Source organism: Citrobacter sp. MGH 55 (genome assembly GCF_016906145.1).
Taxonomy (GTDB): Bacteria; Pseudomonadota; Gammaproteobacteria; order Enterobacterales; family Enterobacteriaceae; genus Citrobacter_A; species Citrobacter_A amalonaticus.
The window spans coordinates 4,188,764-4,202,340 of the sequence record NZ_CP070239.1; the positions used below are offsets into that span (position 1 = coordinate 4,188,764).

The 13,577-nt window shown below is 51.0% G+C and carries 14 protein-coding genes and 1 tRNA gene; 5 read left to right on the top strand and 10 right to left on the bottom strand.

Going from position 1 to position 13,577, the window contains the following annotated elements:
* Positions 1–16 precede the first annotated feature (16 nt).
* On the bottom strand, positions 17–472 hold the full coding sequence (csgB, locus tag JTI98_RS17490; protein WP_181628351.1) for a curli minor subunit CsgB: 456 nt from the start codon (positions 470–472) through the stop codon (positions 17–19).
* A gap of 762 nt (positions 473–1,234) precedes the next feature.
* Here csgB and csgD point away from each other — a divergent pair.
* The 4 genes from csgD to csgG are packed head-to-tail and all read left to right on the top strand — an operon-like array spanning position 1,235 to position 3,581.
* Positions 1,235–1,885: a biofilm master transcriptional regulator CsgD gene (gene csgD / locus JTI98_RS17495; protein ID WP_043001028.1), complete on the top strand. Its 651-nt coding sequence runs from the start codon at positions 1,235–1,237 to the stop codon at positions 1,883–1,885.
* A 4-nt stretch (positions 1,886–1,889) separates the two neighbouring features.
* On the top strand, positions 1,890–2,279 hold the full coding sequence (csgE, locus tag JTI98_RS17500; protein ID WP_043001029.1) for a curli production assembly/transport protein CsgE: 390 nt from the start codon (positions 1,890–1,892) through the stop codon (positions 2,277–2,279).
* Between the two features lie 26 nt (positions 2,280–2,305).
* On the top strand, positions 2,306–2,722 hold the full coding sequence (gene csgF, locus JTI98_RS17505; protein WP_044258050.1) for a curli production assembly/transport protein CsgF: 417 nt from the start codon (positions 2,306–2,308) through the stop codon (positions 2,720–2,722).
* A 25-nt stretch (positions 2,723–2,747) separates the two neighbouring features.
* On the top strand, positions 2,748–3,581 hold the full coding sequence (gene csgG, locus JTI98_RS17510) for a curli production assembly/transport protein CsgG (protein ID WP_044258051.1): 834 nt from the start codon (positions 2,748–2,750) through the stop codon (positions 3,579–3,581).
* Positions 3,582–3,613: 32 nt separating this feature from the next.
* On the opposite strand, the gene JTI98_RS17515 is transcribed toward csgG, so the two are convergent.
* The 4 genes from JTI98_RS17515 to ghrA form a co-directional block, all read right to left on the bottom strand.
* Positions 3,614–4,105 (bottom strand): DUF1097 domain-containing protein, encoded by a 492-nt coding sequence (locus JTI98_RS17515; RefSeq protein WP_043001032.1) that lies wholly within the window; start codon positions 4,103–4,105, stop codon positions 3,614–3,616.
* A gap of 100 nt (positions 4,106–4,205) precedes the next feature.
* Positions 4,206–4,760 carry a molecular chaperone gene (locus JTI98_RS17520; protein ID WP_044327605.1) on the bottom strand — a complete coding sequence of 185 codons (555 nt, stop codon included), beginning with the start codon at positions 4,758–4,760 and terminating at the stop codon, positions 4,206–4,208.
* 23 nt (positions 4,761–4,783) lie between these two features.
* Complete coding sequence (locus JTI98_RS17525) at positions 4,784–5,521, bottom strand: phosphatase (protein ID WP_043001034.1); 738 nt, start codon at positions 5,519–5,521, stop codon at positions 4,784–4,786.
* Positions 5,522–5,607: 86 nt separating this feature from the next.
* A complete protein-coding gene (gene ghrA / locus JTI98_RS17530) occupies positions 5,608–6,546 on the bottom strand; it encodes a glyoxylate/hydroxypyruvate reductase GhrA (protein ID WP_216081591.1) in 939 nt (312 codons plus the stop codon).
* A gap of 234 nt (positions 6,547–6,780) precedes the next feature.
* Between ghrA and JTI98_RS17535 the strand changes: the two genes are divergently transcribed.
* Positions 6,781–6,868 (top strand) — tRNA-Ser (locus JTI98_RS17535).
* A gap of 189 nt (positions 6,869–7,057) precedes the next feature.
* On the opposite strand, the gene phoH is transcribed toward JTI98_RS17535, so the two are convergent.
* From phoH to putP, 5 genes are all read right to left on the bottom strand, one after another.
* The gene (phoH, locus tag JTI98_RS17540; protein WP_043001036.1) at positions 7,058–7,846 is read right to left on the bottom strand and encodes a phosphate starvation-inducible protein PhoH; all 789 of its coding nucleotides are present in this window, start codon (positions 7,844–7,846) and stop codon (positions 7,058–7,060) included.
* Positions 7,847–8,364: 518 nt separating this feature from the next.
* Positions 8,365–9,648 carry an iron uptake transporter deferrochelatase/peroxidase subunit gene (gene efeB, locus JTI98_RS17545; protein WP_216081592.1) on the bottom strand — a complete coding sequence of 428 codons (1,284 nt, stop codon included), beginning with the start codon at positions 9,646–9,648 and terminating at the stop codon, positions 8,365–8,367.
* Between the two features lie 5 nt (positions 9,649–9,653).
* Positions 9,654–10,781, bottom strand: coding sequence for an iron uptake system protein EfeO (efeO, locus tag JTI98_RS17550; RefSeq protein WP_044327601.1), 1,128 nt, complete (start codon positions 10,779–10,781; stop codon positions 9,654–9,656).
* A 56-nt stretch (positions 10,782–10,837) separates the two neighbouring features.
* Positions 10,838–11,671 carry an iron uptake transporter permease EfeU gene (gene efeU, locus JTI98_RS17555; protein WP_046402040.1) on the bottom strand — a complete coding sequence of 278 codons (834 nt, stop codon included), beginning with the start codon at positions 11,669–11,671 and terminating at the stop codon, positions 10,838–10,840.
* Positions 11,672–11,894: 223 nt separating this feature from the next.
* Entirely contained in the window at positions 11,895–13,403 is a 1,509-nt protein-coding gene (putP, locus tag JTI98_RS17560; protein ID WP_043001041.1) for a sodium/proline symporter PutP, read from the bottom strand.
* Positions 13,404–13,577: the final 174 nt, after the last annotated feature.

Consider the following 13,577-nt stretch of genomic DNA (forward strand, 5'->3'; position numbering starts at 1 on the left):
AAGCGTCGTCAATGGATTAGCGTTGAATAACGCGAATTGCCATTTGCGACTGTCTCTGCACTACAACTGCTGTTTTTTGCGTACCATACTGAGTAATATTTGCTTTATTTCCAGAACCTTTCTGGATAATCATCGCACTATTACCGTAATTACTTTGCGATATACTGGCATCATTGGAATGACCCGACTGAGCAACATACGCAAAATTATAAGCTCCTGATTGGTCAACTTTGGCCCGGTTACTTCCACCTTCTTGTGAAACTACCGACAAAAGTTTAGAGCCCTCCTGGCGTATCTTTGCACTATTATTCGTGCCCACTTGACCAATAATGGCTGCCTGATTAAATGAAGACTTACTTAATTCATTTACCGCAAAGTTATATTCGGAATGCGCTAAATCATAACTTGTTGCGGAAGCAATTCCAGGCGCACCCAGTACTGTTAACATCATAAATAACAATTTGTTTTTCATGTTGTCACCCTGGACCTGGTCGCACATCGAGAAAATAACGTTCTCATCAATTTACCTGTTAACGCTAAACGTAATTTGTTAACGTCGCGTTACGATGAAGAGTATGTCTTCGGAAACATTTTAAATAACTCACCCGCCAGTGGTATTTTTATATTTTCGCTCACACCAAAGTACTAAGCAGGGCAGGAATAGCCTGTTATTTGCGCTTATTTTATTTTCTTCACGATTATCGGTAGTGCTTTTTCTCGCCGTCAGTCAGCAGGCTGTAAAGTGGACTTTCCAGGCTATGTTGTACGCTCGAAGAAGAGAGAGATGATCAAGTCGTGACAAGCCTCGTTTTTTTCGTCATCAAAATGCACGACGCCGGCGAATGTCATCACTGAGCGATTACCACACCGATGAAGTACCAGAGCGAATTGTGTTTATCACTTTAAATTCAATTAATTAATATAATTTGTATGATTTTTTAAATCTGTGCAATAACGGCTGGATGTACAACTTTACTATCAAATCTAAACTTAAAAAAAGCCTTAAGATAACAAATTAATATATATTTTTACATTTTGTTACATGTTTAACACTTGCTTTAAGATTTGTAATGGCTAGATTGAAATCAGTTGTAGTTCATTTGTATTAATATTTGCCCCGTTCGGGCTGATTCTTATTTTACTACACACAGCAGTGCAACATCTGTCAGTACTTCTGGTGCCTCATTTCTGCAGGCAACTGTCAGATGTGCGACTAAAAAAGTGGGGTTTCATCATGTTTAATGAATTCCATAGTATTCATGGTCATACATTATTGTTGATCACCAAACCATCCCTGCAAGCTACAGCATTATTGCAGCATTTAAAACAATCTCTGGCCCTCTCCGGAAAACTGCATAATATTCAGCGTTCTCTGGATGATATCTCCTCCAGCTGCATTGTTTTAGTCGATATGATGGAAGCGGATAAAAAGCTCATCCATTACTGGCAGGATAACTTAAGTCGGAAAAACAATAATTTAAAGACGTTATTGTTGAACACGCCCGATGATTATCCCTACCGGGATATTGAAAACTGGCCGCATATCAATGGCGTTTTTTACGTAGCGGATGACGAAGAGCGTGTCGTAAACGGTTTGCAAGGGATCCTGCGGGGAGAATGTTACTTCTCACAGAAACTGGCCAGTTATCTGATCACTCACTCAGGTAATTATCGCTACAACAGCAGTGAGTCAGCCCTCCTGACTCATCGCGAAAAAGAGATCCTGAATAAGCTGCGTATCGGCGCCTCCAATATCGAAATCGCACGTTCGCTGTTTATCAGTGAAAACACGGTCAAAACGCATCTTTATAATCTTTTCAAAAAGATAGCTGTCAAAAACCGTACCCAGGCGGTTTCGTGGGCAAATGATAACCTCAGGCGATAACGCCATGAAACGCTATTTAACCTGGCTTGCAGCGGCGCAGTTGCTGTTCGCTGCCAGCACGACGCAGGCTGTAGAAGTTGAAGTTCCTGGGCTCTTAACTGACCACACGGTTTCGTCTATTGGCCACGATTTTTATCGTGCGTTTAGCGACAAATGGGAAAGTGATTATCCAGGCAATTTGACCATCAATGAGCGACCCAGTGCACGTTGGGGAAGTTGGATCACAATAACGGTTAATCAGGACGTTATATTCCAGACTTTTTTATTTCCAACGAAAAGAGACTTCGAAAAAACTGTTGTCTTCGCGCTGGCACAAACTGAGGATGCCTTAAACCGACGGCAAATAGATAAAACACTATTGAGCACCGGCGATTTAACGCATGACGAATTCTAAAAAGTGATTTTTGTCCGGAGGCTGTAATGCGTGTCAAACATGCAGTAGTAGTACTCATGCTTATTTCGCCATTAAGTTGGGCCGGAAATATGACCTTCCAGTTCCGTAACCCTAACTTTGGTGGAAACCCCAATAACGGTTCTTTTTTACTGAATAGCGCCCAGGCGCAAAACTCTTATAAAGATCCCAGTTATAACGACGATTACGGAATTGAAACTCCCTCCGCGTTGGATAACTTCACTCAGGCCATTCAGTCACAAATATTAGGTGGGCTGTTGACCAATATTAACACGGGGAAACCCGGCAGGATGGTGACCAATGATTTCATTGTGGACATTGCTAACCGGGATGGTCAGTTGCAGCTAAACGTCACGGACAGGAAAACGGGCAAAACATCGACGATCGAAGTGTCGGGTTTACAGTCGCAATCTACCGATTTCTAAGTACCGCCACGTAAGGACAATCATCATGCAGCGCTTACTTGTATTCGTCGCCGTCATTTTACTGAGCGGATGCTTAACCGCCCCGCCAAAAGAAGCCGCTAAACCGACCTTAATGCCCCGTGCGCAAAGTTATAAGGATTTAACGCATTTACCGATTCCAACGGGTAAAATTTTTGTCTCGGTGTATAACATTCAGGATGAAACCGGGCAGTTTAAACCCTACCCGGCCAGTAACTTCTCAACAGCCGTCCCACAAAGCGCCACTGCGATGCTGGTCACCGCACTGAAAGATTCCCGCTGGTTTGTTCCACTGGAGCGCCAGGGACTGCAAAACTTGCTGAATGAACGTAAGATCATTCGTGCCGCTCAGGAAAACGGGACTGTCGCCATCAACAACCGAATCCCGCTACAGTCGCTGACGGCGGCAAACATCATGGTTGAAGGGTCGATTATCGGCTACGAAAGTAACGTGAAATCCGGCGGCGTCGGTGCGCGTTACTTCGGTATCGGCGCAGACACGCAATACCAGCTTGACCAGATTGCGGTGAACCTGCGCGTAGTCAACGTCAGCACCGGCGAGATCCTCTCCTCGGTCAACACCAGTAAAACCATTCTGTCTTATGAAGTGCAGGCTGGGGTGTTCCGCTTTATCGATTATCAGAGACTGTTGGAAGGTGAAATTGGCTACACTTCCAACGAACCGGTGATGTTGTGCCTGATGTCCGCCATTGAGACGGGCGTCATCTTCCTTATCAACGATGGTATCGATCGTGGGTTGTGGGATTTGCAGAATAAAGCCGATCGCCAGAACGACATTCTGGTGAAATATCGTCATATGTCGGTACCGCCGGAATCCTGATGATCAGGATAAAAAAAAGCGTGAGGATTTCCTCACGCTTTTTTATTTTCCGCAACGGTTCGCGTACTGTGTCTTTCTCGCCGGGCCGCCAGCCACAGTCCGCTGTTTTTCATGGCATAGCCAAAGAGCAAACCGACCGCCAGTGAAGGCAAGACCAGTTTCCAGTCTCCCTGCCCGGCAAACGTGGCGCATGCACCGATAAATGTGCCTGGCACAAATGACAGTAAAACTTGCTTTGCCTGAATACACATCAGGAAGGCCACCACGCCGGTAATCACATAACCCACCAGTTCGAGATGCGGCGTCAACGCGCTACCGTAAATAATGACCAACGCCCACACCACGCCGCTCAACAGCGTGGAGGCCGAAATGGCCAACCCCTTTAACCCACCCTGCGGACAGGCGAAATAGGCGGTACAGCCTAAAAAGCCAGCCCAACTGAGTAAGCCAAGAGACACGGCCACCCATCCCCAGATACCGGAGAGAATGCCCGTTGTGATTGCAATGGAAAGAAGTATGTTCATGCCGCGCATGATAGCAGAAAACGACAATATGAATGAGATCACGCACACAATTTATGCAATGATTAAATCAAGTTGCATACAAAAGTGATATATATCACAATTATTCGTCAGTCTCTTCTTCCAGTTCATCCCACATTGCGCCAATGGCATCGCGTGTTAACGGCGCCATCGTTCGCCAGAAAGGGGTTGCGGCGTGCGCTTCCACTTTACCGAGGAAGGTATCGCACCACGGAATGATGTAGTCCGCGAACAGAGTTTCCTGCGCCTCGCTTTCATCCTCCGCAGACTGATCTTCCAGCCAGGAGGCGGCCAGCAGCAACGTACCAATATGATCGGCTGGCGTTTCGCCAAGCGGCATACCTCGTGCAGAAAGGAAGGAGCGCACTTCTGATTCTGTCGCCCCTTCCACCCACGCGCTGCGATACGGTGGCACCGCGCACTCCGCACCGACAAACAGCGCGTTGTAATCCGCCGCCAACTGGGTCATATCACAGCTTTTCTGCAGACGCGCTAACAGTTCATCTTGCTCAAGCGGCCAGCTCGCCTGGAGTTTACCCTCGCGAATCAGGGTAAAAAGCGGAACCAGCAAAGGATCCTGCGGTTGACGGTAATACAGCGATCCCAGTACGCGGCACAGGATTGAAAACTCGTTCATCAAAATATTCCAGCTCGTGGTAGTTAAAGTTCAGCAAATTCAGGAATCGGCGCCATTCCGCGTGATTCCAGGAAATTGAGTAATCGTTTCGGGGTCACGTTCAAAATACGATCTTCCGGGAAATTCACTTCTTCGATAATTTTCAGACACTCACCGAAATCGCCCATTGTAAAGGCGGTATGAGAATCTGAACCCAACGCCACCCAGCCGCCAGCATCACGTACCGCTGCCGCTACCGCGCGACAGTTTGCTTCACTGCCTTTGCGTGAATGAAGGAAGGAAGAGTTGTTAATCTCCAGTGCAACATTGTATTTTGCCGCAGCCTCGGCAATTGCCGTGATATCAACGGGATACTTCGGATTCCCGGGGTGGCTAATGATATGCACAACGCCGCTCGCCATAGTGGCGATCATCGCCTGCGTATTGGTGGCTTCATCGTGGGGGGCGAAAACCGGCTCATGGAAGCCCGCGATGATCAGATCCAGTGAGGTGAGCATCGGCCCGGTACAGTCGATTTCACCTTCGATATTTTTGATATTTGCCTCAATGCCTCGCAGGATCCCGACCCCATCCACCACGCGCGGCCAGATACGCATATTGATGAAATGCCAGTGGTGTGGAGCATCCGCCATGTCCGGACCGTGATCGGTAATTGCGAACAGTTTCAGTCCCTGACGCTTCGCCTGGGCGATGTAATCGCTCAGAGTACTATAAGCATGGGTGCTGGCGACGGTATGCATATGCAGGTCAACGGGATACATGTCTCTCTCCTGTGGTCATTTTTCGACAAGGATAGCAGGAATCGCCTGCGTTTATTAGTCGAAACCCGGCAGATGCCGGGCTTCCCTTAGTAACCGCGCTGACGGTCGACCTGCCCGGTCACCGCTTCGCCGTTTTCCAGATGCGAAATCGTGCGGGAAATATAGGCGACGGCTTCAGCAGGACGCGTGACTGCCGCAATGTGCGGCGTCATCGCCACACGCGGATGTTTCCACAGCGGACTATCCGCAGGCAGCGGTTCACGGCTGAAGACATCCAGCATCGCCCCTTTGAGTTTATTACTGTTCAGTGCGGCGAGCAGATCATCTTCATTAACGTGCACGCCACGCGCGAGATTCAGCAGATACGCCCCATCCTGCAGTTGGTCAAGCAGTTTGCCATTGATAATGCCGACCGTTTCCGCCGTATTGGGCAGCAGATTTATCAACACGCGAGTCTGGCTAAGGAATGCGCCTAACTCTTCAGTGCCTGCGAAACTCTCAACGCCAGGCCAGGTTTTACGACTGCGACTCCAGCAGCGCAGCGGGAAACCCCAGGCCTGCAAACTTTCAGCCACTTTCGCGCCCAGTACGCCAGCCCCCATAATTCCCACGGTAAACACCTCGCGCGTATATTCCGGCAGCGGTCGCCATTGGCTCTCGTTTTTCAGCGCCTGGTAATCATCAAAACGGCGGAACCAGTGCAGCACCTGACTGACCGCGTATTCCTGCATCTGCAAGCCCATACCGGTATCTTCGAGACGAAAGAGAGGAATGGCAGGATCCAGCATCGTGGGATGGGCTTTCAGTTTGCTCAGGATCGAATCTACACCCGCCCCAAGTGCGAACACCGCCTTAAGTTTACGCCCTTCCAACATTTCTACCGGTGGATGCCAGACCAGCGCATAATCTGCCGGATCGGTATCGCCCTGCTTCCACTCCCGGACTCTGGCACCCGGAATAGCCTTTTCCAGGGCAGCGATCCACCAGGGGGTATCAAACGTAGGGTGATAGAAAATGATATCCATATTGACTCCTGCGGGTTGTTGTGCGGAATTTTTCGCACTTATTATCATCGTTTTCAAAGGGATCATCAGCATAGCAAATTCGCTGGCGCTGGCAAAAAAAGCAGTTTTCGCCTAATTAACCTACAGGTTGCTTGAAGTTTGTATAAACGCACGATTTTTTGGAAAAGTTGATTGACGCAGGCGGCGTATTTCCCTAAATTAGCGCCCGTTCCAGTCGTTGAGGAACAACAATATGGTGAGGTGTCCGAGTGGCTGAAGGAGCACGCCTGGAAAGTGTGTATACGGCAACGTATCGGGGGTTCGAATCCCCCCCTCACCGCCATATTTCAGATRAGAGCCGGTACTTATGTATCGGCTCTTTTCTTTTATATTCCTCAATGGGGGGGATGWGAATCCCCGACCGGGGGTCGACAACGAGCGCAGCCAGTCAATCCCCCTCACCACCCTATGTGACATTCGCCTAAAAAACAAAGCCCGGTTTTCCCGGGCTCTGAGCGCAAAGATTGCTAACTTAACTGTACGCATTCAGCGTTCGTTGGCAGAGCGCCGAGCGAACGCAATCATCTTTATTGAAGCGAACAATCCCTATCATTTCATCTTCTTTAAAGCGGGCCAGCGCGTCACTGAGCCCTGACTGAACATGAGGGGGTAAATCGCACTGGGTAATGTCCCCGTTGACGATAACCGTCACATTCTCCCCGAGGCGCGTTAAGAACATCTTCATTTGCGCAGCAGTGACGTTCTGAGCCTCGTCAAGAATGACCACTGCATTTTCAAATGTACGTCCGCGCATGTAGGCGAACGGCGCGATTTCCACCTTACCGATTTCAGGTCGCAGGCAGTACTGCATAAAAGATGCCCCGAGTCGTTTAACCAGCACGTCATAAACCGGCCGGAAATAGGGAGCAAACTTCTCCGATACATCTCCAGGTAAGAAGCCGAGATCTTCATCAGCCTGCAGAACTGGACGGGTGACAATGATCCTGTCTACATCTTTATGTATCAGGGCCTCTGCTGCTTTTGCCGCACTGATCCAGGTTTTACCACACCCGGCTTCGCCCGTAGCGAAAATCAGTTGTTTACTCTCGATAGCATTCAGGTAGTGCGATTGAGCCTCATTGCGCGCCATGATTGGCGTGGCGTCGCGACTGTCGCGCGCCATGCCAATCGCTTCTACGCCACTCATCTGCACAAGCGAGGTGACCGATTCTTCTTCACGCTGTTTATGACTGCGTGAGTCCCGTCTCAGCACACGTTTTGCTTCACGACGAGCTTTGATCACTGCTTTTTGTCTTCCCATGGATAGCACCTTGAGTTGTTGGTATTCATCACACGCGCCGTTGGCAGCGCGATTATGCGCACGAACATCTGCGGGTTGGCTTCCTTGTAAGCCATTGCTTGCCTTTCGAATAGACGCCACACACGGCTACGCGCACCGAATATGGCGTCAGTAACACGAAGAAGAGGGGAAAATGAGAGAAATTTAGCGGTGACGAGATGGCTACCGGAGGAGAGACTTCCGCGTAATAGGCTGCAAAAACTGTCAGAAACGTGTCCACGAGAGGACTTTACCATTCGCGATCTCCATAGTGAATAACCATCACTGCCGGGAACTACCGCTATTACGTATAATTACATCAGAACTTAGCAATAACGCAACAATATTTTTACCTGACGTTAACTAAATTCTCATTTCTGTTGGCAACAGTCTCTTACGGAGATATTACAAAATTATTTCAAAAAACGGATCATATAAAAAAAGAATATTTTCCGCCGCGTGAGACGCAACATACCCCGCCCACAGACGGGGTATCACTGTCAGGCTTCAAGCAGAGACTGGCCCAGATAGCGATCGGCCTGCTTGATTCCCGGTAGCGCGAAGAAATAGCCGCCGCCAATCGGCTTAACGTACTCTTCCAGCGCTTCGCCGTTTAGCCGCTTCTGCACGGTCAGGAACCCTTTTTCCAGGTCGTGTTGATAGCAGACAAACAGCAATCCCATATCAAGCTGTCCGGATGGCGTCACGCCAAGGGAGTAGCTGTATCCACGACGCAACATCAGGCTCGACTGCGTCTGTGCCGTGCGTGGATTCGCCAGACGAATGTGGCTGTCCAGCGCAATAACGTTGCCGTCCGGGTCGCTGGCGTAATCCGGCACATCATGTTCGTGCTGCATCCCCAACGGAGCGCCGGTGTGCTTATCGCGGCCAAAAATGGTTTGCTGCTCTTTGAGCGGCGTGCGATCCCAGAATTCGACGCGAAACTGAATCAGACGAACAGCCTGATAAGATCCGCCAATGGCCCACGCCGGTTCCCCCTGCTCCGCCGTCACCCACACCACGTCCTGCATCAGCTTTACATCGCTGCTGTCCGGATTCGCCGTACCGTCTTTAAAGCCCAGTAAATTGACCGGAGTCTCTTTACCCTTACTGCGCGCCGCATGGTCGGATATAAACCCTTCTCGCTTCCAGCGAACGCTCAGCAAATCCGGCGTATGTTTGATGATATCGCGCAGGGCATGGATCACCGTATCCTGGGTGTTAGCGCAAATCTGTAGCAACACATCGCCATGGCATAACGCCGCATCCAGAGAGTCATTCGGGAAACGGGTCATTTTCTGCAACGTCTTTGGCATCTGCGCCTGTAGGCCAAAGCGCGTATCGAACAGCGAATGCCCCACCGACAGCGTCATGGTCAGGTTATCCGGCGCGATGAAGGCGCCGAGGATCCCGGAGTCCATTGGTGGCAAACGCGGGTTCGGCGTTTCCGGTGCCGGGCCGCCAGTGGTCAGGAAAGCAATACGTTTCGTCAGCAGGCGAAACAATCGTTCGAGCTCACCTTTATCCGATGCCAGAACGTCAAATGCCACCAGCATCATTGAAGCCTGCTGCGGCGTCAAAATACCCGCCTGATGGGGACCGTAAAAAGGCTGAGTCTCGCTACGAGCATCCGGCGACAAGGTTCCCGGCGCGCTTTGCGGCTTTTGCGCATGGGCGACCGGACAACCGCCGGCCAATGCCAACGCGCCGCCGAGCGCGCCCATTCCTTTCAACAAACGTCGGCGTGATGGTTCGCTCACGCCGTTTATATCATCATGCTGCATGGTGCTTAATCCAGACCCAGTACACCGCGTAATTGCGCGAGATCTTCCGCCAGCGTCGTAATCGGGCCTTTCAGCGCGTTGCGATCTGCATCGGTCAGTTTATCGTAAGTCTCAAAACCATCTTTGGTGCGATATTTCGCGAGGATGGTATCCACTTTTTTGAAGTTCGCATCCACTTTTGCTAACAGCTCGCTGTTCTCTTTTTGCAGTTGCGGACGCAGCAGGTCTACGATCTTCTGCGCTCCGTCAACGTTCGCCTGGAAATCCCACAGATCGGTATGGCTGTAGCGATCTTCCTCGCCGCTGATTTTACTGGCCGCCACTTCTTCAATCAGTCCTGCTGCACCGCCAACCACTTTTGACGGTGGGAATGCCAGTTCACTGATGCGTTTTTGCAGATCCAGAACGTCGGTATTCAACTGATCGGCGTAGTTCTCCATCCCTTTGACCGAGTTATCGCCAAACAGCGCTTTTTCCAGACGGTGGAAGCCGGTAAATTTCGGGTCGGCGGCTTTTTGTTCGTAATCGTCTTCACGGGCATCAATGCTGCCGTCAAGATCGGAGAACAGCTCAGCAATCGGCTCGATACGTTCGTAATGCTGACGGGTTGGCGCATACAGTGACTTCGCTTTCTCCAGATCGCCCTCCTTAATGGCATCGGTGAAGGCTTTAGTTCCCGCCACCAGCTGCGCGGTCTCTTCGGTCACATAGGCTTTATAGTTGGTGATAGCGCCACCCAGACTCAGCAAAGTGTCACTCTGCGCGGCATCGGCCGTCGCGCTGCCCTTAACAATCAACTTCCCTTTCGGGTTCGTCAGCAGGCCACAGGTCATGTCATATTCGCCCGGTTGTAGATTGGCAGTCATCTTCTGGCTGAATCCCGGCGCGATGTTTTCGCGTTCTTCAACCACCATCACCCCCTTCAGGATCTCCCATTCCAGCGCTTTCTGACTGTGGTTTTGAATGATGAACTGGGTTTTGCCGGCATTAACCGTAATGCTCATCGGCTCACATTGTTTATCCGTTACCGTGACGTTAACCTGCGGAATATCCGCAGCATGGGCAGTAAAAGCAGAAGCAAACAGTGCAGCCATGCCAAGCTGCAGCGCACTACGGCGAAAGTGATTCGTCATGACCATCCCTTTAAATAAGTATGTTGTAACTACATAATAGTTTGCGTCGCGAAGCGTCAAGGCGCTGCGCGGGACGCGGTTGTGCCTGTGCGCGGCGGCAATGCAAACACCACCAGCGCCGGTATCAGGTAGATAAACCAGACCGCAACTTCACTGACGCTCGGAGCTTCCTGGTAGCCAAAAATGCCTTCCATCAAAGTGCCAAACAGCGAGTGCGTCGAAAGAATAGCGCTCATATCAAATGCCACGTCCTGGAAGTGATTCCACAATCCCGCTTCGTGGAAGGCGCGAATCGCGCCTGCAGCAAGACCGGCTGCCACCAGCAAAATGAACAGGCTGGTCCACTTAAAGAAAGCGCCCAGGTTCAGACGGATACCGCCCCAGTAGAGTAAGAAACCGAGAACAACCGCAGTCGCCAGCCCCAGCATGGCCCCCACTGGTGGCCAGATCCCGACATCCTGTTGAAAGGCCGCCAGCAGGAAAAAAACGGATTCCAGCCCTTCACGCGCCACGGCGAAAAAGACCATCATGATCAGTGCCCAGCCGTGGTGATTACCGCGCTGTAATGCGCTGTCGACCGCCTGCTCCAGTTGGACTTTGACGTTGCGCGAAACCTTACGCATCCAGAACACCATCCAGGTGAGGATCACCACAGCAATCACCGCAACGATACCCTCAAACAGTTCCTGCTCCTTCTGCGGAAACTCACCGGTGGTCTCGTTGATGAAGATCCCAAGGCCCAGACACAGCGCCGCCGCCAGAAATACACCAATCCACATCACGCCAATCCAACGGCCTCGTTGGGTACGCTTCAGATAACTGGCTATCAGGCTGACTATCAGTGCGGCTTCCAGCCCTTCACGCAACATAATTAGAAACGGAACAAACATGCCAGACACCCTTAAACGTTATTCTTAGTCAACTGATGCAAAGAAAGGTAAATTACAGTGATAGTGATTATCATTACGGCAAGAGAAAACTCAAGCAGAATGTAATGATAATGATGTCAGAATGTAAACACTTAGCGGGTTAATGATTGTGGCAGGAAGCGATAGCTGAAAAAGACAAAAAAGCCCGCACGAAGCGGGCCTGATTAGTCAGTGAACTGAGACGTTAGCCTTCCTGCAAACGCGATGGCGGTGCGGAATGATAGTGCGCGTCAGCCTCAGCAAAGCGTTTGAGCATCGCCGATGATGGCGCTTTACCCAACAGACTGAAGACGACGATACCGACGCTGCCGAAGATAAAGCCCGGAATGATTTCGTACAGATCCAGCCAACCGAAATGTTTCCAGACGATCACCGTCACGGCACCGATAATCATCCCGGCCAGTGCGCCGTTGCGAGTCATACGCGACCACATCACCGAGAACAGTACCACCGGACCAAACGCGGCGCCGAAACCAGCCCAGGCGTAGCTCACCAGACCCAGCACCCGGTTATCCGGGTTCGCCGCCAGGGCGATCGCCACCAGCGCGACCACCAGCACCATAATGCGCCCTACCCAAACCAGCTCCTGTTGGCTGGCACCTTTGCGCAGGAACGCTTTGTACAGATCTTCGGTAATGGCGCTGGAGCATACCAGCAACTGACAGCTCAGCGTTGACATTACCGCCGCGAGAATCGCAGACAGCAGGATACCGGCAATCCACGGGTTAAACAGGATTTGCGCCAGTTCGATGAACACGCGCTCCGCGTTCTGGTTCACCGACCCCGCCAGCGCCGGATTGTTGTTGAAGTAAGCGATGCCGAAGAAACCGACCGCGACCGCGCCCGCCAGACAGAGAATCATCCAGGCCATGCTGATACGGCGGGCATGAACGATGCTGTGGTGGGAATCCGCCGCCATAAAACGCGCCAGAATGTGTGGCTGACCAAAGTAGCCCAGGCCCCAGCCCATCAGGGAAATGATGGCGACGAAATTCAGCCCTTTGAGCATATCAACGTTCTCAATGCTCTTCTGTTTAATGACTTCCAGCGAATCGCCAAAGCCCCCAACGCTGATGATGACAATCACCGGCGTCAGGATCAGCGCAAAAATCATCAGACTGGCTTGTACGGTATCCGTCCAGCTTACCGCGAGGAATCCGCCAATAAAGGTATAGAGGATGGTGGCCGCCGCGCCTGCCCACAGTGCGGTTTCGTAGCTCATGCCAAAGGTGCTTTCAAACAGACGCGCTCCTGCCACGATGCCGGATGCACAATAAATAGTGAAGAACAGCAGAATCACCAGCGCGGAGATAATGCGCAGAACCCGGCTCTTGTCTTCAAAGCGCCCGGTGAAGTAGTCCGGCAGCGTCAGAGCGTTATTATTATGTTCGGTGTGCACGCGAAGGCGCCCGGCCACCAGCTTCCAGTTGATCCACGCCCCTAACGTCAGGCCGATGGCAATCCAGCTTTCTGAAATCCCGGAAATGAAAATCGCGCCCGGTAAGCCCATCAGCAGCCAGCCGCTCATGTCCGACGCGCCCGCAGATAATGCGGTGACAAATGGCCCGAGACTGCGGCCCCCCAAAATATAATCATCAAAGTTCTTGGTTGAACGCCAGGCGATAAAACCAATCAGTATCATGCCAAAAATATAGACACAGAACGTCACCAGCATCGGTGTGCTAATTGCCATAAAATCTCCAGACTCTTCTGTTTTATTGCTCTGCCGGAACGTGGCAAAGCCTGTTGTATTTCCCGGGCGACCGTATCCTGCCGGAAGCGGGGTTTATTCACAATCGATTTAACACATCATTTACATCAAATTTAAATGCAGATGAACACTATTTTCTGGCAGGTTGCACTCTCT

Excerpts from the sequence above, each read along its gene's own strand:
- csgB (WP_181628351.1), bottom strand. The coding sequence starts at position 472 with ATGAAAAACAAATTGTTATTTATGATGTTAACAGTACTGGGTGCGCCT.
- csgE (WP_043001029.1), top strand. The coding sequence starts at position 1,890 with ATGAAACGCTATTTAACCTGGCTTGCAGCGGCGCAGTTGCTGTTCGCT.
- putP (WP_043001041.1), bottom strand. The coding sequence starts at position 13,403 with ATGGCAATTAGCACACCGATGCTGGTGACGTTCTGTGTCTATATTTTT.
- csgD (WP_043001028.1), top strand. The coding sequence starts at position 1,235 with ATGTTTAATGAATTCCATAGTATTCATGGTCATACATTATTGTTGATC.
- csgG (WP_044258051.1), top strand. The coding sequence starts at position 2,748 with ATGCAGCGCTTACTTGTATTCGTCGCCGTCATTTTACTGAGCGGATGC.
- efeB (WP_216081592.1), bottom strand. The coding sequence starts at position 9,648 with ATGCAGCATGATGATATAAACGGCGTGAGCGAACCATCACGCCGACGT.
- JTI98_RS17515 (WP_043001032.1), bottom strand. The coding sequence starts at position 4,105 with ATGAACATACTTCTTTCCATTGCAATCACAACGGGCATTCTCTCCGGT.
- JTI98_RS17525 (WP_043001034.1), bottom strand. The coding sequence starts at position 5,521 with ATGTATCCCGTTGACCTGCATATGCATACCGTCGCCAGCACCCATGCT.
- JTI98_RS17520 (WP_044327605.1), bottom strand. The coding sequence starts at position 4,760 with ATGAACGAGTTTTCAATCCTGTGCCGCGTACTGGGATCGCTGTATTAC.
- phoH (WP_043001036.1), bottom strand. The coding sequence starts at position 7,846 with ATGGGAAGACAAAAAGCAGTGATCAAAGCTCGTCGTGAAGCAAAACGT.
- csgF (WP_044258050.1), top strand. The coding sequence starts at position 2,306 with ATGCGTGTCAAACATGCAGTAGTAGTACTCATGCTTATTTCGCCATTA.
- efeU (WP_046402040.1), bottom strand. The coding sequence starts at position 11,671 with ATGTTTGTTCCGTTTCTAATTATGTTGCGTGAAGGGCTGGAAGCCGCA.
- efeO (WP_044327601.1), bottom strand. The coding sequence starts at position 10,781 with ATGACGAATCACTTTCGCCGTAGTGCGCTGCAGCTTGGCATGGCTGCA.
- ghrA (WP_216081591.1), bottom strand. The coding sequence starts at position 6,546 with ATGGATATCATTTTCTATCACCCTACGTTTGATACCCCCTGGTGGATC.